Annotated in this window: 17 protein-coding genes; 5 read left to right on the forward strand and 12 right to left on the reverse strand. The window is 63.7% G+C overall.

Features of this window, described 5'->3' with window-relative positions; genetic code table 11:
• The first annotated feature begins 37 nt into the window (after positions 1-37).
• Complete coding sequence (ampC, locus tag NXT3_RS18940) at positions 38-1,222, forward strand: class C beta-lactamase (RefSeq protein ID WP_104839862.1); 1,185 nt, start codon at positions 38-40, stop codon at positions 1,220-1,222.
• 16 nt (positions 1,223-1,238) lie between these two features.
• Here ampC and NXT3_RS18945 read toward each other — a convergent pair whose 3' ends face one another.
• From NXT3_RS18945 to NXT3_RS18980, 7 genes are all read right to left on the reverse strand, one after another.
• On the reverse strand, positions 1,239-2,105 hold the full coding sequence (locus NXT3_RS18945) for an RNA polymerase factor sigma-32 (RefSeq protein ID WP_064252367.1): 867 nt from the start codon (positions 2,103-2,105) through the stop codon (positions 1,239-1,241).
• A 482-nt stretch (positions 2,106-2,587) separates the two neighbouring features.
• Complete coding sequence (locus NXT3_RS18950) at positions 2,588-3,154, reverse strand: CarD family transcriptional regulator (RefSeq protein WP_018235988.1); 567 nt, start codon at positions 3,152-3,154, stop codon at positions 2,588-2,590.
• Between the two features lie 404 nt (positions 3,155-3,558).
• Complete coding sequence (gene fdxA / locus NXT3_RS18955) at positions 3,559-3,897, reverse strand: ferredoxin FdxA (RefSeq protein WP_037390327.1); 339 nt, start codon at positions 3,895-3,897, stop codon at positions 3,559-3,561.
• A 416-nt stretch (positions 3,898-4,313) separates the two neighbouring features.
• Positions 4,314-4,724 carry an Hsp15 family ribosome-associated heat shock protein gene (locus tag NXT3_RS18960; protein WP_037418128.1) on the reverse strand — a complete coding sequence of 137 codons (411 nt, stop codon included), beginning with the start codon at positions 4,722-4,724 and terminating at the stop codon, positions 4,314-4,316.
• Positions 4,725-4,731: 7 nt separating this feature from the next.
• Positions 4,732-7,755, reverse strand: a complete 3,024-nt coding sequence (locus tag NXT3_RS18965; RefSeq protein WP_199773359.1) for a helicase-related protein — start codon at positions 7,753-7,755, stop codon at positions 4,732-4,734.
• Between the two features lie 859 nt (positions 7,756-8,614).
• Positions 8,615-9,340, reverse strand: a complete 726-nt coding sequence (locus NXT3_RS18975) for a beta-ketoacyl-ACP reductase (RefSeq protein ID WP_037418234.1) — start codon at positions 9,338-9,340, stop codon at positions 8,615-8,617.
• A gap of 108 nt (positions 9,341-9,448) precedes the next feature.
• Positions 9,449-10,630, reverse strand: a complete 1,182-nt coding sequence (locus tag NXT3_RS18980) for an acetyl-CoA C-acetyltransferase (protein ID WP_104839864.1) — start codon at positions 10,628-10,630, stop codon at positions 9,449-9,451.
• Here NXT3_RS18980 and NXT3_RS31730 point away from each other — a divergent pair.
• Both NXT3_RS31730 and phaR read left to right on the forward strand, forming a co-directional pair.
• Positions 10,629-10,913, forward strand: a complete 285-nt coding sequence (locus NXT3_RS31730) for a hypothetical protein (RefSeq protein ID WP_141471734.1) — start codon at positions 10,629-10,631, stop codon at positions 10,911-10,913. The two genes, NXT3_RS18980 and NXT3_RS31730, sit on opposite strands and share 2 nt — an antisense overlap.
• Positions 10,855-11,433 (forward strand): polyhydroxyalkanoate synthesis repressor PhaR, encoded by a 579-nt coding sequence (gene phaR, locus NXT3_RS18985; protein ID WP_037390320.1) that lies wholly within the window; start codon positions 10,855-10,857, stop codon positions 11,431-11,433. Before NXT3_RS31730 ends, phaR begins: the two co-directional genes overlap by 59 nt.
• 144 nt (positions 11,434-11,577) lie before the next feature.
• Here the strand turns inward: phaR and rpmF are convergent, their stop codons facing one another.
• The 3 genes from rpmF to mtgA all read right to left on the reverse strand — a co-directional run bounded on the left by rpmF (position 11,578) and on the right by mtgA (position 13,430).
• Positions 11,578-11,763 (reverse strand): 50S ribosomal protein L32, encoded by a 186-nt coding sequence (gene rpmF, locus NXT3_RS18990; protein ID WP_026186748.1) that lies wholly within the window; start codon positions 11,761-11,763, stop codon positions 11,578-11,580.
• Positions 11,764-11,959: 196 nt separating this feature from the next.
• The gene (locus NXT3_RS18995; RefSeq protein ID WP_104839865.1) at positions 11,960-12,607 is read right to left on the reverse strand and encodes a glutathione S-transferase family protein; all 648 of its coding nucleotides are present in this window, start codon (positions 12,605-12,607) and stop codon (positions 11,960-11,962) included.
• Positions 12,608-12,683: 76 nt separating this feature from the next.
• Positions 12,684-13,430, reverse strand: coding sequence for a monofunctional biosynthetic peptidoglycan transglycosylase (gene mtgA, locus NXT3_RS19000; protein WP_083854000.1), 747 nt, complete (start codon positions 13,428-13,430; stop codon positions 12,684-12,686).
• A 177-nt stretch (positions 13,431-13,607) separates the two neighbouring features.
• On the opposite strand from mtgA, the gene NXT3_RS19005 reads away from it, so the two are divergent.
• Positions 13,608-14,522 carry a polyprenyl synthetase family protein gene (locus tag NXT3_RS19005; RefSeq protein WP_104839866.1) on the forward strand — a complete coding sequence of 305 codons (915 nt, stop codon included), beginning with the start codon at positions 13,608-13,610 and terminating at the stop codon, positions 14,520-14,522.
• Between the two features lie 6 nt (positions 14,523-14,528).
• The gene (hisC, locus tag NXT3_RS19010; protein WP_104839867.1) at positions 14,529-15,584 is read left to right on the forward strand and encodes a histidinol-phosphate transaminase; all 1,056 of its coding nucleotides are present in this window, start codon (positions 14,529-14,531) and stop codon (positions 15,582-15,584) included.
• A gap of 182 nt (positions 15,585-15,766) precedes the next feature.
• On the opposite strand, the gene ispG is transcribed toward hisC, so the two are convergent.
• Together ispG and NXT3_RS19020 are read right to left on the reverse strand one after the other, a co-directional pair.
• Positions 15,767-17,020, reverse strand: coding sequence for a flavodoxin-dependent (E)-4-hydroxy-3-methylbut-2-enyl-diphosphate synthase (gene ispG, locus NXT3_RS19015; RefSeq protein WP_037418251.1), 1,254 nt, complete (start codon positions 17,018-17,020; stop codon positions 15,767-15,769).
• Positions 17,021-17,397: 377 nt separating this feature from the next.
• Positions 17,398-18,591 carry an MFS transporter gene (locus NXT3_RS19020; protein ID WP_176536622.1) on the reverse strand — a complete coding sequence of 398 codons (1,194 nt, stop codon included), beginning with the start codon at positions 18,589-18,591 and terminating at the stop codon, positions 17,398-17,400.
• Positions 18,592-18,643: the final 52 nt, after the last annotated feature.

The following is an 18,643-nucleotide window of genomic DNA, read 5'->3' on the forward strand; positions in this document are numbered from 1 at the left end:
GTAAGCCACTGACGGTCTTGGACGGGGATGAATCAGCATGAAAAACAGGCACTTTCAGACGCTTGCAGTCGTTGCGGCCGTTTCTCTTTTCAGCGGCGCATGCACTCAGGCAATTGCCGGCGACGACCGGGAAAACATCGGGCGCGTCGTTGACGAGGCGGTCGGCCCGGTGATGAAGGAATACGACATTCCCGGAATGGCTGTCGCAGTGACGGTCGAGGGGAGACGATACGTCTTCAACTACGGCGTCGCTTCGAAGGAAACCGGACGGAAGGTCGGCGATCGGACGCTTTTCGAGATCGGCTCGATCAGCAAGACCTTTACGGCAACGCTCGCCGCCTACGGCGAGGCGCGTGGAGACCTGTCTCTCTCCGGCAGCGCCAGCAAATACCTGCCGACACTCGCCGGAAGCCGCTTCGAGGAAATCAGTCTTCTCGATCTCGCCACCTATTCGGCGGGCGGCCTGCCTTTGCAGTTTCCGGCGTCGGTCACCGATGAGAACGAGATGGTCGCCTATTTCAAAGCCTGGCGGCCGGACTACGCCCCCGGCACCCACAGGCTCTATTCGAATCCCAGCATCGGCCTGTTCGGCTACCTTGCCGCCAGAGGCATGGGAAAGCCTTTCGACGATCTCATGGAAAAGACGCTCTTCCCGTCACTCGGTCTTACCGAGACCCATATCAGCGTGCCGGAAGATCGCATGGACGACTATGCGCATGGATATTCGAAAGCCGGCAAGCCGGTCCGGGTGAATCCCGGCGTGCTCGATTCGGAAGCCTATGGCGTCAAGACGACGGCCGGCGATCTGATCCGCTTTGTCGAGGCCAATATGGGCGGCGCAGCAGTCGACGAGACGCTCCGGGGGGCGATCGCCGCGACGCACACCGGTTACTTCAGTGTCGGTGACATGACGCAAGGGCTTGGGTGGGAGATGTATCCCTACCCGGTCGAGCTTGAGGCGCTGCTGGCAGGAAACTCGCCCGAGGTGAGCTTGAAACCCAACAAGGTCACAAGGCACGATCCGCCGCGGGCGCCACGGGAGGACGTGCTGATCAACAAGACGGGTTCGACGGGCGGATTCGGCGCCTATGCCGCCTTTGTGCCCACGCAGCGGATTGGCATCGTCATTCTTGCCAACAGGGGCTATCCCATTCCGGCACGGGTGAAGGCCGCCTATCGAATTCTGACGGCACTTGAGGACGCAGGAACGAGCGCCCAATAACGGCTTCAGCGCGCGATCAGTGCATGGCGGCAGTCAGTGCCGGGGCCTTTGCCGCCAACGCCGTCCGCAGCTTCTCCAGCGCCCGGGTTTCGATCTGCCGCACACGCTCCTTCGATATGCCCAGCGCCAGACCGAGCTCCTCGAGGGTTGCGCCGTCCTCGGAAAGACGGCGTGCCCGGATGATCTTCATCTCGCGCTCGGTCAGCTGCGTCAGCGCGAGCTGCAGCCAGCGGCGCGCCCGCTCGCCGTCGATCATGTCGCTCACCTGCTCGTCGGGGAGCGGCGCATCGCTCGGCAGGAAATCGAGCCGCGCACCGCCATCGGCGTCGCCGTGGCCGACCGGCGCCTGCAGGGAGGCGTCGTTTCCGGAGAGACGGGCATCCATGGTCTGCACGTCGGCGAGGCTGACGCCGAGGGCGGCAGCGATTTCCTCGTGCATAGCCTGCGATGTAAGCTGGCGGTCGCCCTGGGCGAGGCGGGCCCTGAGCCGGCGCAAGTTGAAGAACAGCGCCTTTTGCGCCGAGCTGGTGCCGCCCCTGACGATCGACCAGTTGCGCAGCACGAAGTCCTGCATGGATGCGCGAATCCACCAGGTGGCGTAGGTCGAGAAACGCACCTCGCGGCTCGGCTCGAACCGCGCCGCCGCCTCCAAAAGGCCGATATGCCCCTCCTGGACGAGATCGCCCATCGGCAGGCCGAAGCTACGGAACTTGGCGGCCATGGCGATCACCAGCCGCATATGCGACATGGCGATCTTGTTTCGGGCTTCCTGGTCGTGGTCGTTCCGCCAGGCCTCCGCCAGCGCATGCTCCTCGTCTCGCTCGAGATAAGGGGCATCCATTGCAATCTTAATCAAACGCCTGTCTGCTGTAAGGGTCTTCATCGATTGCTCCCTGGCTGGCGCCGAACGCCAACACTGTTGATCCTAGAAGAGCCGAACGCCTGTCGCGGCGGTCGGTTGAAGGGCGGCCGGCCCTGCTTGACGAATTGAAGCAGTGCCCTACATCGAGGAATACGACCTGAAACGGTGAGCACTCACAGAACCACGATCGCGCGGGAACGCAGGCGCGCGCCTATCCCGTGAACGAGAAACGTGCGCCGGGTCGAAAAGTTCCCTGTCGCGGTAACGATTTTAGATTGCAGGTCGCGAGCCATGCACCTGCAGCGCCCGCGCGTCTAATCGCGCAAAGGTCGCTGAGCACTTTGAACTGCTGCATGTCTTGGTCCTTAAATGGAGGTCGATATAAGGAGACATGCAGTAGCATTGTGCGGCGCGCGAAAGGCACTGAGGCAAGAAAAAAGGCCCGGCGCTGATGCCGGGCCTAGATCCAATTGCTGAATGCTGGCGAAGCGTTTCGCTGCCGGTCAGGCGGCTTCGTCCTGCTCGTCTTCCTCGATGGCCTTGCCGCGCTTCGGCCCCTTGTTCAGATTGGCTTCGACGAGGCGCACGGCTTCCGTTTCCGACATCTTGTTCACGGCAGCGATTTCGCGCGCCATGCGGTCGAGAGCGGCTTCGTAGAGCTGGCGCTCGGAATAGGACTGTTCCGGCTGGTTTTCCGCACGATAAAGATCGCGCACCACTTCCGCGATGGAAATGAGATCGCCGGAATTGATCTTGGCATCGTATTCCTGCGCGCGACGCGACCACATGGTCCGCTTCACGCGTGCCTTGCCCTGCACAACCTTCAATGCGCGGTCGACGAAATCGGTTTCGGACAGTTTGCGCATCCCGATGCTGACGGCCTTAGCCACCGGCACCTTGAGACGCATCTTGTCCTTTTCGAAATCGATGACAAAAAGCTCGAGCTTCATGCCGGCGACTTCCTGCTCCTCAATCGCCACGATCTGACCAACGCCATGAGCCGGATAAACGATCGATTCACCGGTCTTGAAGCCTTGGCGCGTTGAAGATTTTTTCTGCTGGGTCGTCATTCGTTTCAAACACTCCCTAGTGCGCACCGGCCTCGATCGGCCGGGCCGGGTCGTGAGGCCCGGATAGACGGGGATACCGCCGGGTGGGGTCAATCCTGGTCCGTCCAACGAAATGCAAACGGCTTCTTGCGTCGCAGTCACGAGCAACGGAACGTTGCCTATTTTGAAAGTGCCGCGCCGTGGAAATCGATTTGCTTTCGTGCTGGTTTTCGGGCGCGCAAAAGCACCCTCTGTGGATCAGTGTCTGGAACCTATCATAAAAAAGAGCGGAAATCAATAATTTGCTGCATGGCAACGATCAAGCCGCCATGCTCGCACCTGCGAGGCACCGATGGGATTTCCCCAGATTTCCGGCCTCGCGCGTTTAGCGCTCCGTCAGCCGCGGCGAACCGAGCGGCCGGGCCTCAGTCGCCCTGGCCGGGCTTCTCGGAGAAATACTGCTCGTACTTCCCTTCGACGCCGTCCATCTCCTTCGCTTCCGGCAGAGGGTCGCGCTTGACCGTGATGTTCGGCCACTGCGTCGCAAAATCGGCGTTCAATTTCAACCACATGTCGAGGCCTGGCTCGGTATCCGGCTTGATCGCATTTGCGGGACATTCCGGTTCGCACACGCCGCAATCGATGCACTCGTCCGGATGGATGACGAGAAAGTTCTCGCCCTCGTAGAAGCAGTCCACCGGGCAGACTTCCACGCAGTCCGTGTACTTGCAGCGAATGCAATTGTCGGTCACGACATACGTCATGAGGTACTCCAGCCAATGCTCTCATCAGATGGCAGTCGGCAATGCTCGATCGTCCGCGCATGCTAGGAATGTCCGGCGCGCATAGCTGCCCGAAGCAAACCGCAAGTGCCACCTCCTGCAGGGTTCCTTAAATCGGCACCGGTTCAAGGATAAGACCATGCAGCAATTCAAATTTCACACAGCGACCCTTGCGCGCCCGAACGGCGCGGGGTGCTGCAACATGGCTTGTGACGTAAAGGCTTTAAGCGGCCTTTGCAAGAATAATCCACTCGCCTTTTGCCGCGAAAAGGGCAGAGTTTTCCAGCATCGCCGGACTATCGGATCGAAGCATCCAAAGTTGCTGGACGGCCCCTCAGAGGACAGCCGCGACGGCATCTCCCGTACCACGACCGCCGCCCAAACCACGATGGAGGACGCTAGTCGTCGTCGCCGAAATCGGGCCTCAGCCGGTCCGTCTCGCGCCGCTCCTGTTTCGTCGGCCGTCCTGCGCCGCGATCGCGGGTTGCCTGTTCAAAGGCTGTGCGACGCTCGGCGGGAGCGGGCGGCGTCAGGTCCTCGTAAAGCAGCCGCGCCTCCTCATAGGGACCTCGCCGGTTACCCGGCAGCAGGACCCGCACGACGAGGTCGCGCCGTTCGAGCGAAAGCTCCAGCCTGTCGCCGGCCTTGATCTGCGCCGACGGCTGCGTCGTCCGGACGCCGTTGACGGCCACATGGCCGGCCTCGATCGCCTTCTGGGCGAGCGAGCGCGATTTGATCAGCCGGGCGAAGAACAGCCACTTGTCGAGCCGCTGGCGCGCGGCAGGCGATGAGGCTGGCTGTTTCTCCATGGTCCGCCTACTTTTTCAGTTGCTCCTTGAGCGCGGCGAGCTTCGCGAAGGGCGAATCCGGATCGATCGGCTTCTCCTTGCGCGGCGGGCGGCTGTCGAACTTGCCAGACCGGTCCGACCGGTCGTGACGCTCATGTCGCTCGTGACGGTCCTGGCGCTCCTTGCGCTGGCCGCCCGGCTTGCCGTCCTGAGCCTTGCCGCGCGCCGGTGCACCGCCCTTGCGGCCGCCTTCCCTTGCCTCGCCCTGAGCGTGACGCTCACCGTGGCGCTGGCCGCCGCGGCGCTGGTCTCCCTGATGGCGGCCGCTGCGCTGGTTGTCCTGACGCGTGCCCGGCCGCCACAGAAGCACCGGCTTCGGCTCGGCCGGCTCTTCCGGCTGCTCCGCCACGGGAGACTCGTCGCTGGTCGACTCCGTCGAGGCGGCTTCTGCCTCGGCCGGAGCGGCTTCTGCCGAATCCACTTCCGCCGGTGCCGCATCCTCCTCGGCAGGTTCCGCCGCGGCGTCCGCATCGGCTTCGACATGCTCCCCGGCCGCCTCGTCGGTCGGCACGGCCTCCGCCGGCGTGCCGTCCTGCTTTGCCAGAAAGGCCGCCGCTTCCTCGGCGGTCACGCTGTCGGCGCGATAGCCGAGACCCTTGAGGATCTCTTCCATGTCGTCGGGGGTCGCGCCGAGGATCGAGAGCATCGAGGTCGTCGTCGTGAAACGGCGGCCGTCATAGGCGCCGTCCGGCCGCGGCGTTGCGCCCGGCTTCCATTGCAGGAGCGGGCGGATGAGGTCGGCGAGACGCTCCAGGATATCGATCCGAACGGCGCGCTTGCCGAGATAGCGGAAGCCGGCAAGCTTGTAGAAGGTCCGCTCGAAGGACGCGTCGGTGACGACCGAGGTCCGGCCGGCGGCAAGCATGGGGATCAGTTCGCCGTAGCCCGGCTTGTCGAGGCCGTCGTTCTTCAGCGCCCAGAGAAGCGTGATCAGCTCCGCAGGCGCCGGCTTCAGGAGCGCCGGAAGGAAGATGTGGTAGGCGCCGAAGCGGACGCCGTATTTGCGGATCGACGCCCGGCTCTCCTGGTCGAGAGACTTCACCTCTTCGGCGACGTCGCGGCGGAAGAGGACGCCGAGATTCTCGACGAGCTGGAAGGCGAGACCCTTCGCCAGGCCTTCGAGATCCTCGGCGCGCGAGATGTCGTCGAGCGGCTTCAGGACCGTGCTGATGTGATGGTTCACGAAGCGCTCGATCCGCGCCACGACGTGGTCGCGGGCATTCGCCTGCAGCTGCTCGTCGGCGAGCAGGATGACGCGGGGCCGCATGACGTGGTCGCTTGCCGCAAGCCGCGCCACGGGATCGCCGAGCCAGCGCACGAGTCCGTCCGACGAGAGCGCCAGATCGTTGTTGCCGGCCGCATGCAGGCGGGCGGCGCGGGCCTCGAATTCCAGCGCCAGCGCCTTTTGGGCAGCACCCTGGACAGCCTTGGCATCCGTTCCTTCGCTGCCGGCCACGAGCGTGAACCGAAAACCGGTTAGCTGACCCACGTGGTGCCCTTCGACGAAGACATCACCATTCACACTGATTTCTGCTTCCAGCATCGCATTCTCTCTCAGGCGCTTCATGAGCACAGATGTCCTGCGGTCAACGAAGCGTTTCGTCAACCTTTCATGTAACGCGTCGGACAATCGATCTTCGATTTCCCGCGTCTTTTCTTGCCAGTGTGTCGGATCGGCAAGCCACCCGGGCCGGTTGGACACATAGGTCCAGGTCCTGATCTGCGCGATTCGCGCCGAAAGTGTGTCAATCTCGCCATCCGTATGGTCGGCGCGGCGGACCTGCTCGGCCATGAAGTCCTCATTGACAGCGCCATGGCGGACGAGATCGGCATAGATGCTCGCGATCAGGTCGGCGTGCTGCGCCGGCGTGATGCGGCGGTAATCGGGAAGCGCACAGGCTTCCCACAGCTTCTCAACCCGTTCCGCGGTCGTGGCGACGTCGACGACTTCCGGATAGCGCGCCAGGTGCTCGAGCGCCTGCTGGTCGACGGCCGGAAGGGCCCGCGTCAGACCGGATACGGCCGGTGCCGCCTCGAGGCTGTGCTTCAGCGCCTTCAGCGAGGAATAGTCGACGGCCTTGGAGCGCCATTGCAGCACCCGGACCGGATCGAATTCGTGCGATTCGATCCGGTGCACGAGCTCGTCCTCGAAGGGGTCGACGCGGCCCGTCACTCCGAAGGTGCCGTCGCGGATGTGTCGGCCGGCGCGGCCGGCAACCTGGGCGAGCTCGGCCGGATTGAGGTTGCGGTATTGGTAGCCGTCGAACTTGCGATCCTGGGCGAAGGCGACGTGGTCGACATCGAGATTGAGCCCCATGCCGATAGCGTCGGTCGCCACCAGATAGTCGACGTCGCCCTCCTGATAGAGCGCCACCTGGGCATTGCGGGTCCGCGGCGAGAGCGCGCCGAGCACCACCGCGGCGCCGCCGCGCTGCCGCCGGATGAGCTCGGCGATGGCATAGACCTCGTCGGCCGAAAAGGCGACGATCGCCGAGCGATGCGGCAGCCGGGTGATCTTCTTCGAGCCAGCATAGAGAAGCTGCGACATGCGTGGCCGTTCGACCACCGTGATGCCGGGCAGAAGATGCTCGAGGATCGGCCGCATGGTCGCGGCACCGAGGAGGAGCGTCTCTCCCCGTCCGCGCAGATGCAGGAGCCTGTCGGTGAAGATGTGACCGCGCTCGAGGTCGCCGGCGAGCTGCACCTCGTCGATGGCGACGAAGGAAGCCGTCGTTTCGCGCGGCATCGCCTCCACCGTGCAGACCGAATAGCGGGCGCGATGCGGCGCAATCTTTTCCTCGCCGGTGATCAGCGCGACATTGTGGTGCCCGACCTTCTCGACGAGGCGCGTATAGACCTCGCGAGCAAGCAATCGCAAAGGCAACCCGATGACGCCGCTGTCATGCGCGACCATGCGCTCGATGGCATAATGCGTCTTGCCGGTATTGGTGGGTCCGAGGACCGCGGCAACCCCGCGGCCGCTCAGGATCATGGATTGAAAGGACAAGGTCATCGATCCCGGGCAGTCTCTAGAGCGGGATTCGCTCACATGCGTTCGCGCTCCCGATCTATCTTTTTGTCTTTGCCGCATTTGTGCAACGTCAGGTGAGTCCACCTGACTGCAAAATGCTCCACAGCGCCGCACGTCTTCCACACGCACAAAGGTCGCTGCAGCACTTCTGATTGCTGCATGTTTTTATCCTTAAATCGGCTCCGATTTAAGGTACATGCAGTAGGAGCCGGAGCGCCAGCACCCCGGCGGGCAACAGATGCCCATGCACAAGCGCGAGCGCAAGGGGGCGCGAGCAATAAAACAATCCAGGCTGTTGCCGGCCATATCTTGGGGCTCAGTTTCCATGCGAATATCGCCACTTGGAACAGCGGTGGAACGAATCGGAGACGAATCGCTGACTCGCACCGATTCTCTGTATGTTCACGGCTACATATAGACCACGTCGAGCCGAATCGCACCATATGCTGAATCTGTTGACGAGGCGCGCGCTTCACGCTTCTCAAGCGCCCGCTTCCGGCGTCCGATGACGCAACCGGTTCAAAGGATTCCGAATCCAAGACTCTGGAACAGCTGAAAAATTTTGACCAAAATTGCATTTTTGCCGCCTCGATTCCCGGAATAGGAATCGCCATTTCGGACAGCCGGATGAATCGGTGCGACTCTCCCTTCCGGGCGGCAACGGCGCGACGTCTGCTTAGTGCGCTACCAGATATAGTGTGTCGGGGATCACCGGCCGCGAGTCCGGTCTCGCCCGACGCCGCGCCGCAGCTCGGGCAACGGACGGAAAAGGAAAGCGGCGCCCCGAAGAGCGCCGCATGATGCCGAGAGTCCGCGGGTGTCAGGCGAAATACTGCCCGCCATTCGCCGAGATCGTCGAGCCGGTGATGAAGCCCGACTCGTCGGATGCCAGGAACACGACGCAGCGGGCGATCTCGTCAGGCTCGCCGAGGCGGCCGACCGGGATCTGCGGGATGATCCTTTCGTTCAGCACCTTCTCCGGTACCGCGCGCACCATCTCCGTGCCGATATAGCCGGGGCATATCGCATTGACGGTCACGCCCTTAGCCGCGCCCTCCTGCGCCAGCGCCTTGGTAAAGCCGAGATCGCCGGCCTTGGCTGCGGAATAGTTCGCCTGGCCCATCTGCCCCTTCTGGCCGTTGATCGACGAGATGTTGATGACGCGGCCGAAGCCGCGGTCGCGCATGCCCGACCAGACGGGATGGGTCATGTTGAAGAGGCCGGTGAGGTTGGTGTTGATGACTTCGCCCCACTGTTCCGGCGTCATCTTGTGAAACATCGCGTCGCGGGTGATGCCGGCATTGTTGACGAGAACGTCGACCGGCCCGAGATCCGCCTCCACCTTGGCGATGCCGTCAACGCAGGCCTGATAGCTGGAGACGTCCCATTTATAGACCGGAATGCCGGTTTCCTGCTTGAAGGCCTGGGCCTTTTCGTCGTTGCCGGCATAGTTGGCGGCCACCTTGTAGCCCGCCGCCTTCAGTGCCACCGAAATCGCAGCGCCGATACCGCGGGACCCACCCGTAACCAATGCTACCCTGCTCATCTTTGCCTCCCACTTGGGTTAACTGTCAAAAATTGTCCTTCGGCGGCCCGGAGCTCCAGGCCGCACGCTCGATCAAACAGGGCGGATGCCCTTGCATGCCGCGAACTGCTACAGGCGCTCGACGCACATGGCGACGCCCATGCCGCCGCCGATGCAGAGGGTCGCAAGGCCCTTGGAAACGCCGCGCCGCTTCATCTCGAAGAGCAGCGTGTTCAGAACCCGGGCGCCAGACGCGCCGATCGGATGGCCGATGGCGATCGCGCCGCCGTTGACGTTGACGATCGACGGATCCCAGCCGAGATCCTTGTTGACTGCGCAGGCCTGGGCCGCGAAGGCTTCGTTGGCCTCGACGAGTTCGACGTCGCCGATCGCCCAGCCGGCCTTCTCGAGCGCCTTGCGGGAGGCCGGGATCGGGCCGGTGCCCATGATCTGCGGATCGACGCCGGCGGTTGCCCAGGAGACGATGCGGGCGAGCGGCTGAATGCCGCGCCTGGAGGCTTCCGCCTCGGTCATCAGCAGCGTCGCGGCCGCGCCGTCATTGAGCCCGGAGGCATTGCCGGCGGTTACCGTGCCTTCCTTGTCGAAGGCGGGCCTGAGCTTGGCGACCGAATCCAGCGTGGCGCCATGGCGGATATATTCGTCCTGGTCGACGGTCACGTAGCCCTTACGGGTCTTGACGACGAAGGGAACGATTTCGTCGGCGAACCGGCCGGCCTTCTGTGCGGCTTCCGCCTTGTTCTGCGAACGAAGCGCGAATTCGTCCTGCTCCTCGCGGGTAAGCTGCCACTTGCGCGCGACGTTCTCGGCGGTGATGCCCATGTGGTAGCCGTAGAAGGCGTCGGTCAGGCCGTCCTTGATCATCGTGTCGATCATCTTGTAGTCGCCCATCTTGACGCCGCCGCGCAAATGCGCGCAATGCGGCGCCATCGACATCGACTCCATGCCGCCGGCAACGATGATGTTCGCATCGCCGGTGGCGATCTGCTGCATGCCGAGGGCGACGGCGCGCAAGCCCGAGCCGCAGAGCTGGTTCATGCCCCAGGCGGTCTTCTCCTGCGGCAGACCGGCCTTGATCGCCGCCTGACGCGCCGGGTTCTGCCCCTCGCCGGCCGGCAGCACCTGGCCGAGGATCACCTCGTCGACCTCGCCCGCCTCGACTCCGGCCCGTTCGAGGACCGCCTTGATGACCGTTGCACCCAGTTCATGAGCGGGAGTGTTGCCGAAGGCGCCGTTGAAGGACCCGACTGCGGTGCGAGCGGCGCTGGCGATCACGATGGAGGGATTGCTCATGGGACGTTTCCTCTTGTTTCCTTTGCCTGGACGAGCAGACTGGCAAAGCCAGGAGCGCAAGTCAAACGCCTTGATGCTCTGCAACAAAAGCTTCACGGCCGGCGCCGTTCATCACCTTTTGCACCTGCGTCGCCGCAACGCACAAAGAGATTGTCAGCGGCGCTCTTTTGCGGATACTCTTAAAAAACACAATAAAGACGGGATGATGGGTAGAGGAGACCCTGATGGCGAAGAACGAAGGCCAGATCGTTATCAAGAAATACGCCAACCGGCGGCTCTATAATACCGGCACGAGCACCTATGTAACCCTCGACGATCTGGCGGTGATGGTGAAGAGGGGCGAGGACTTCATCGTGCAGGACGCCAAGTCCGGCGAAGACATCACCCATTCCGTGCTGACGCAGATCATTTTCGAGCAGGAATCGAAGACCGGCAACACGCTTCTGCCGATTTCCTTCCTCCGCCAGCTGATTTCCTTCTACGGCGACCAGATGCAGATGGTCGTACCGAGCTACCTCGAACATTCGATGCAGGCCTTCACGGAACAGCAGGCCCAAATGCGCGAGCAGATCAACAAGGCTTTCGGCGACACGCCGCTCGGCAAGAACCTGCAGGTACCGCTGCAGCTCGTCGAGGAGCAGGTCAAGCGCAACACCGAAATGTTCCATCAGGCGATGCAGATGTTCTCGCCCTTCATGGCCGCTCCTCCGGCCAAGGAAAGCAAGAAGGCCGAGGCGAAGGACATCGACGAGCTCAAGGAACAACTGCGCGCATTGCAGACGAAGCTCGACAACTTGGGCTGACGTCCAATTTCCTCGCGAACGAAGATTCCCTCCCCAACCCTCCCCCTGGGGTCGGGAGGGGTTCTCAAGGATGATCCCGACCGCAGCGACGAAAAAAGGGCCGGCAGAGCCGACCCTTCGAACTTCATCCGCCAGCGGAAACGCTTATGCGTTTTCCTTCGGCGTCAGCACCTGACGGCCGCGATACATGCCGGTCTTCAGGTCGATGTGGTGCGGACGGCGCAGCTCGCCGGAGTTCTTGTCTTCGACGTAGGTCGGAGCCTTGAGGGCGTCAGCGGAACGGCGCATGCCACGCTTGGACGGGCTCGTTTTTCTTTTCGGTACAGCCATTTCATTCTCCACTTATCGGGCAAAACACTGTTCAGCAGCCGAAAATGGCCGGGTCAAACAGATGTCGATCTCGGAAATTTCGCGCGCTTATACATGGCCGACCACGGTTTGACCAGTCCCCGCGCGCAAATTTTCGAATCGGAGCGGGACGAGGAAAAGTGTGAAGCGGTTGTCGGCCCCGCGTCCTGCCCCGGCTTCAAGCCTCGTCCTCGGGCACAATCCATGGCTCTGCCTTGGCCGCCTCCTCCCACTTGAGGAAGGCCGGGTGCGACTTGACGGCTTCCATATAGGCGAGCGTTCCCGAATCGGTCGTCAGTTCGTACACTTCCAAACGGTTGACGACGGGGGCAAACATCGCGTCGGCGGCGGTGAAGCGGCTGAAAAGGAAGGGGCCGCCTGAGCGGGCGATCGCCTCGCGCCAGATCGCTTCAATCCGTGCGACGTCCTCCATGACGCCATCGGGAAGCGCGATCGCCTTCACCGACCGGCGGATGTTCATCGGGCAGGCGCCGCGCAACGCACGGAAGCCGGAGAGCATCTCCATCGAATAGCTGCGCGCCCGCGCCCGGTCCTCGCGGTCCTCCGGCCAGAGGCCGGCTTCCGGGAAGAGCTCGGCCGCGTACTCGATGATCGCCAGCGATTCCCAGACGCGCGTATCGCCGTGGTGAAGCACCGGCACGCGCCCCGTCGGCGAGATCTCGTGAAATTTCGGGTTTCCCGCCGGAAAGTCGAAAGGAATGACGACGTCTTCGAAGGGGATGCCGCAGCCTTCGAGCGCCAGCCATGGCCGAAGCGACCAGGACGAATAATTCTTGTTGCCGACATAAAGAACGAGCTTGGCCATGGATCCCTCACTGAATTTGATTTCGGCGAGAGGATTGCCACATCACCGGCGGCAGGACCAATGAATTGCCTTCATCTCAATCATAAAGACATGTGATGTAGTCGCCGGACCGGCCGGCGCGGCGCTCGATCACCGAGGCGAGACGCCTCAATCCCCGCCCCGGCTTGCCGGCATTGCGGTCGATCGGATTGGGGAGCGCTACGGCGAGCAGAGCGGCCTGGCGGCGCGAAAGCTTGGCGGCGGAAACGCCGAAATGATGCCGTGCGGCGGCTTCGACGCCGTAGATGCCGTCGCCCCACTCGGCGACATTCAGGTAGATTTCCATCATCCGCCGCTTGCTCCAGACGAGATCGGCGACGACGGCGAGCGGCAATTCCAAGCCCTTGCGAATGAAGGAGCGGCCGTTCCAGAGATAGAGGTTTTTGACCGTCTGCATCGGAATGGTGCTGGCGCCGCGGGTCTGCTCGCCATCCAGCGCATCCTCGACGACGCCGCGCATCTGCGTCCAGTCGACCCCGTTGTGAGCGCAGAATTGGCCGTCCTCGGACATCATCACCGACTGGACGAGAACCGGCGCGATATCGTCGAACTCCACCCACTGCCGGTCATAGCCGCGCAGCAGCACGAGGTCGCGCAACATCAATGTGGAAACAGGATGGATGAAATCGGCGAGGTAGACGAAGATAAGCAGGTAGGGAAGCAGGAGAATGGAGAGTGCCGCGAGAACGAGACGCCGGCGCCGCGTTCGCCAGGTGCGGCGCAAGGTGGACCAGCGGCCGGCGGACAACTCGCCCTCCTCGCGTTCTTCCGGAACGATGTCCACCGCCTGACTGTCTACCCCTCTGTCCATTCCCCCACTCTTATTTCATGAAACGCGAAAGTTGAACGGCCTTTCTCCGAGAAAGACAAGGGCGGCTGTGCACTCATCCCGAACAAAACGCGCGAACTGCGACTACAAAGTCCGTTGAAAGCCGCTCTTCCCCGTGCCAAAGAGCCTCTCATGCAAGACGAGACAACATTTTTTGCGCAGCGCCTCAAGGCCGCGGCGCTGGCGGTGGAGAGCCAGCTTTCCGGACTCCTCGGACCTGCCGCCCAGACGGACGAAATTGCCCGCCCGCCACGGCTGCTCGAGGCCATGCGCCACGGCGTGCTCAACGGCGGCAAGCGGCTGCGCCCGTTCCTCGTCACCGAAAGCACCGCCCTTCTCGGCGGCAGCGCCGAGGCAGCGATCAAAATCGGTGCGGCGCTCGAATGCGTGCATTGCTATTCGCTCGTCCATGACGATCTGCCGCCGATGGACGACGACGATATGAGGCGCGGTCAGCCGACCGTGCACATTGCCTTCGACGAAGCAACGGCGATCCTTGCCGGCGACAGTCTCCTGACCTTTGCCTTCGACATCATCGCGGCACCGGAAATGCCGCTTGCCGACCGCCAGAAGACGGCGCTTGTGCTTGCGTTGGCGCGCGCCGCCGGCCATGGCGGTATGGCGGGCGGCCAGGCGCTCGACCTCGCCGCCGAGAAGGATGCCCCCGACGAGGCGGGGATCGTCACGCTGCAGGCGATGAAGACCGGCGCCCTCCTCCGTTTCGCCTGCGAGGCGGGGGCGATCATTGCCGACGCCGCGGCCGAGGATCGCAGAAGCCTGCGCGCCTTCGGTGAGAAGATCGGCCTTGCCTTCCAGCTTGCCGACGACCTTCTCGACCTCACCGCCGACGCCGAGGCCATGGGCAAGGCCACCGGCAAGGACGCCGCCCGCGGCAAGGGCACGCTCGTCGCCCTACACGGCCAGTCCTGGGCCGAACGAGAGCTTGAAAGACTGGTGGTCGAGGCGGAAGAACTGCTGGCGCCCTACGGCAGCCGTTCGGCCGTTCTCGTCGAAACCGCCCGTTTCATCGCGAACCGGAGGAACTGAACTAAAATGAGCAAATTCTGGTCGCCGATCGTTTCGACGCTGAAGCCCTATGTTCCGGGCGAGCAGCCGCGCATCGCAAACCTCGTCAAGCTCAACACCAATGAGAGCCCCTACGGGCCCTCGGAGCAGGCGCTCGAGGCGATCCGGACGGCGGCAAGCGCCGATCTCCGGCTCTATCCGGATCCGGTCGCACTGGGCCTGAGGGAGGCGATCGCCGCACGCTATGGCGTCTCGGCCGGCGAGGTCTTCGTCGGCAACGGGTCCGACGAGGTGCTGGCGCACGCCTTCGCCGCACTGCTGAAGCACGACGAGCCGCTGCTCTATCCGGACATTTCCTACAGCTTCTATCCGACCTATGCGGGGCTCTTCGGCATCGAAGCGATTGAAGTGCCGCTCAATGCGGCCTTCCGCATCGACATTGCCGACTATCGCCGCGCCTCAGGCGCGATCATCCTTCCCAATCCCAACGCGCCGACCGGCATCGGCCTACCGCTTGCCGAGATCGAAAGACTGGTGGCGGAGCACCCCGACCAGCCGGTGGTGATCGACGAGGCCTATATCGACTTCGGCGGCGAATCGGCGATCGCCCTCGTGCCGAAATACGACAACCTGCTGGTCGTGCAGACCTTTTCCAAGTCGCGGGCCCTGGCCGGCCTGCGTGTCGGTTTCGCCATCGGCCAGCGCGCGCTGATCGAGGCGCTCGAGCGCGTAAAGGACAGCTTCAATTCCTACCCGCTTGGCCGCGCCGCCCAGGCCGGTGCGACGGCTGCGATCAAGGACGACGCATGGTTCGAGGCAACCCGCGGCAAGATCATCGCGACGCGCGCGAGGTTGACCAATGAGTTGGAAAGGCGCGGCTTCGAGGTCCTGCCGTCGCAGGCGAATTTCGTCTTCGCCCGTCATCCGGACCATGAAGGACAGACGCTGGCCGCGAAGCTGCGCGAACGCGCCGTCATCGTCCGCCATTTCGCCAAGCCGCGAATCGCGGACTTCCTGCGGATCACCATCGGCACCGACGAGGAATGCGCAAGACTGGTCGCGGCGCTCGACGAGGTTCTCTGAGGCCGCGGCCTGTCTCGAGCGAGTGCGGCCGCCCCTCTCCTCGGATTTAACCCGGGTTAAACCCGAGGACCAGCCCTCCCCCGCAAACGGCGCGAGGGGGTTGAAGCGTCACCGCAAGTCCCCTTCGCCCCGCTTGCGGGGAGAAGGTGGCCGGCAGGCCGGATGAGGGGCAGATAACGGCGCTACTCCGCCGCCGCCTGGCCGTGGCCGAAGCGTTTCTCGATATAGTCGGCAACGAGAAGCTGGAAGTCCTCGGCGATCTTCGGGCCGCGCAAGGTCATCGCCTTCTGGCCGTCGATGAAGACCGGTGCGGCCGGCATCTCGCCGGTGCCGGGCAGCGAAATGCCGATATCGGCATGCTTGCTCTCGCCGGGGCCATTGACGATGCAGCCCATGACGGCGACCTTCAGCGCCTCGACGCCCGGATACTTCTCGCGCCAGACTGGCATGCTGGCGCGGATGTCCTCCTGGATCTTCTGGGCAAGTTCCTGGAAGACGGTGGAGGTGGTGCGGCCGCAGCCGGGACAGGCGGCGACGACGGGAATGAACTGGCGGAAGCCCATCACCTGCAGGAGCTCCTGCGCCACCTGTACCTCGCGGGTGCGGTCGCCGCCGGGCTCGGGGGTGAGCGAGATGCGGATCGTGTCGCCGATCCCCTGCTGCATCAGGATGCCGAGCGAGGCCGAGGAGGCGACGATGCCCTTGGTGCCCATGCCGGCCTCGGTAAGCCCGAGATGCAGCGCATGGTCGGAGCGGGCGGCAAGCATCGCATAGACGGCGATCAGGTCCTGAACGCCGGAAACCTTGGCGGAAAGGATGATGCGGTTGCGCGGCAGGCCGAGCTCTTCCGCCAATTCCGCCGAGAGCAGCGCCGACTGCACGATCGTTTCGCGCGTCACCTCTTGCGCCGTCAGCGGCGAGCCCGCGGCCTGGTTCTCGTCCATCAGCCGCGTCAGCAGTTCCTGGTCGAGAGAGCCCCAGTTCACCCCGATGCGCACCGGCTTGTCGTAGCGGATCGCCATCTCGATGATCTCGGCGAACTGCTTGTCCTTCTTGTCCTTGAAGCCGACATTGCCCGGATTGATGCGGTATTTGGCAAGCGCCTCGGCGCAGGCCGGATGGTCGGCCAGGAGCTTGTGGCCGATATAGTGGAAGTCGCCGACGAGCGGCACGTCCATGCCGAGCCGCAGCAGCCTCTCGCGGATCTTCGGCACGGCGGCCGCACTGTCGTCGCGGTCGACGGTGATGCGCACCAGTTCCGAGCCCGCTTTGTGAAGAGCCGCCACCTGCGCGACCGTCGCGTCAATATCGGCCGTATCCGTATTCGTCATCGACTGGACGACGACCGGCGCGGCACCGCCGACGATGACGCCGCCGACATCGACGGCGACCGAGGCACGGCGCGGCTTTGGCTCGAAATCGAAGGCAGAAGACATGAAGGCCTCTTTTTGGATCCCGCGGGCGGAGCGTGATACGGAAACCGCTCCGGCTTTCGTCATTCAGGTGGCGAAGGAAAGCGTACTTGTCAACGGCAACATCATGCGCTGACGGCGAATTGATGGCGGCGACCGACGGCGCGGGAAGCGCCCCTCATCCCGCTGCCGCGACCTTCTCCCCGCAGGCGGGGAGAAGGGGTCTGCCGCAAGCCTCGCTCCCCTTTCGCCGCAGAGCACGGCCGACAGCATACGCCGAGCGGACGAGGGAGTTCGGAACAAGCCGCGAGTCACCTTCGCCTCGCCTGCGGGGAGAACGTGGCCGGCAGGCCGGTTGAGGGGCAGTCGCCTGTGCCAGCCGCGTTCCGTGCAACGGCGATCTAATGCTCCCCGCCTTGATCCGCATGAACGGCGTGGTGCGACAGGAGAAGCACGACGACGAAGAGAACGGGGAGCGATGCGAAGATCACCGCGAAACCGCTGTGCTCGGCAATGAAGCCGATCAGCGACGGCGCGAACAGCATGCCGGAATAGCCCATGGTGGTCGCGACGGCGAGGCCGATGCCCGGCTGCAGGCCGGGCATGTTGCCGCCGGCCGAAAAGGCGATCGGCACCATGTTGGAAATGCCGATGCCGGCGATGGCAAAACCGAGAACCGCTAAGGCCGCATTCGGCGCAAGCCCCGCCAGAACCATTCCCACCAGCGCAGTGACGGTGCAGACGCGCAGCGTCGTCGTCGCCCCGAAGCGATCGCGCACATGGTCGCCTGCAAAACGCATCGCCGCCATCGTCGCCGAGAAGGCGGCAAAGCCGAAGCCCGATAGCTCGACCGAGGCGCCGAGTTCATTGCGGAGATAGAGGGCGCCCCAGTCGAGCACAGCCCCTTCCGGCACCATGGAGAACAGCGCCATCAGGCCGACAAGCCACGGCAGCGGCGTCCTCGGCAGTCTGAGCTTCTCCTTGGCGGCCGCGGGATGCGGCTGATCTGCAAGGATCATCGGCCAGGCAGCAGCAAGGATCGCGGCGCAGAGGCAAGTCACCACGATCGCATGCGGCAGGACGCCGACGCGGGCCATCAGGAAGCCGCCGATGCCGGCGCCGATCAGACCGCCGAGGCTCCAATAGGCGTGGCAGGAGGACATGATGGCCCGGCGCATCGATTTCTCGACCTCGACGGCATTGGCATTCATCGCCACGTCCATGGCGCCGACGAAGCCGCCGAGCAGGAACATGCCGAGCGCCGCCGCCCAGACGTTCGGCACCAGCGTCAGCACGAGCAGCAGGGGCGAGAGGATGATCGCCGTGGCCTTGGCCACCTTCTGCGAGCCGATGCGAGCAATGTAGCCACCGGCGATCGGCATCAGCACCAGCGAGCCGATGCCGAACACGAGGATAAGGAGGCCGAGCACACTCTCGCCGATCCCGAGCCGATCCTTGAATTCGGGGATCTTCGGGGCCCAGCTGCCGGTGACGAAGCCGTTCATCAGGAACAGGAGGGAGACGGCGAGCCGGTTCTTCGACATGTAGCCCTGTCGGACTGCGACCTTCGGGGCGGTGTCTGTGCGCTGATCCATTGTTAACTTTCCGCTGCCGGACAAGCCGGCTCAAACTGATTCTGATACGTTT

The sequence above is a fragment of the Sinorhizobium fredii genome, from assembly GCF_002944405.1.
Classification (GTDB): Bacteria; Pseudomonadota; Alphaproteobacteria; order Rhizobiales; family Rhizobiaceae; genus Sinorhizobium; species Sinorhizobium fredii_C.

Coding starts and splice junctions, on each gene's coding strand:
- ampC (WP_104839862.1), top strand. CDS start 38: ATGAAAAACAGGCACTTTCAGACGCTTGCAGTCGTTGCGGCCGTTTCT.
- NXT3_RS18945 (WP_064252367.1), bottom strand. CDS start 2,105: ATGAAGACCCTTACAGCAGACAGGCGTTTGATTAAGATTGCAATGGAT.
- NXT3_RS18950 (WP_018235988.1), bottom strand. CDS start 3,154: ATGACGACCCAGCAGAAAAAATCTTCAACGCGCCAAGGCTTCAAGACC.
- fdxA (WP_037390327.1), bottom strand. CDS start 3,897: ATGACGTATGTCGTGACCGACAATTGCATTCGCTGCAAGTACACGGAC.
- NXT3_RS18960 (WP_037418128.1), bottom strand. CDS start 4,724: ATGGAGAAACAGCCAGCCTCATCGCCTGCCGCGCGCCAGCGGCTCGAC.
- NXT3_RS18965 (WP_199773359.1), bottom strand. CDS start 7,755: ATGATCCTGAGCGGCCGCGGGGTTGCCGCGGTCCTCGGACCCACCAAT.
- NXT3_RS18975 (WP_037418234.1), bottom strand. CDS start 9,340: ATGAGCAGGGTAGCATTGGTTACGGGTGGGTCCCGCGGTATCGGCGCT.
- NXT3_RS31730 (WP_141471734.1), top strand. CDS start 10,629: ATGGGACGTTTCCTCTTGTTTCCTTTGCCTGGACGAGCAGACTGGCAA.
- NXT3_RS18980 (WP_104839864.1), bottom strand. CDS start 10,630: ATGAGCAATCCCTCCATCGTGATCGCCAGCGCCGCTCGCACCGCAGTC.
- phaR (WP_037390320.1), top strand. CDS start 10,855: ATGGCGAAGAACGAAGGCCAGATCGTTATCAAGAAATACGCCAACCGG.
- rpmF (WP_026186748.1), bottom strand. CDS start 11,763: ATGGCTGTACCGAAAAGAAAAACGAGCCCGTCCAAGCGTGGCATGCGC.
- NXT3_RS18995 (WP_104839865.1), bottom strand. CDS start 12,607: ATGGCCAAGCTCGTTCTTTATGTCGGCAACAAGAATTATTCGTCCTGG.
- NXT3_RS19005 (WP_104839866.1), top strand. CDS start 13,608: ATGCAAGACGAGACAACATTTTTTGCGCAGCGCCTCAAGGCCGCGGCG.
- hisC (WP_104839867.1), top strand. CDS start 14,529: ATGAGCAAATTCTGGTCGCCGATCGTTTCGACGCTGAAGCCCTATGTT.
- ispG (WP_037418251.1), bottom strand. CDS start 17,020: ATGTCTTCTGCCTTCGATTTCGAGCCAAAGCCGCGCCGTGCCTCGGTC.
- NXT3_RS19020 (WP_176536622.1), bottom strand. CDS start 18,591: ATGGATCAGCGCACAGACACCGCCCCGAAGGTCGCAGTCCGACAGGGC.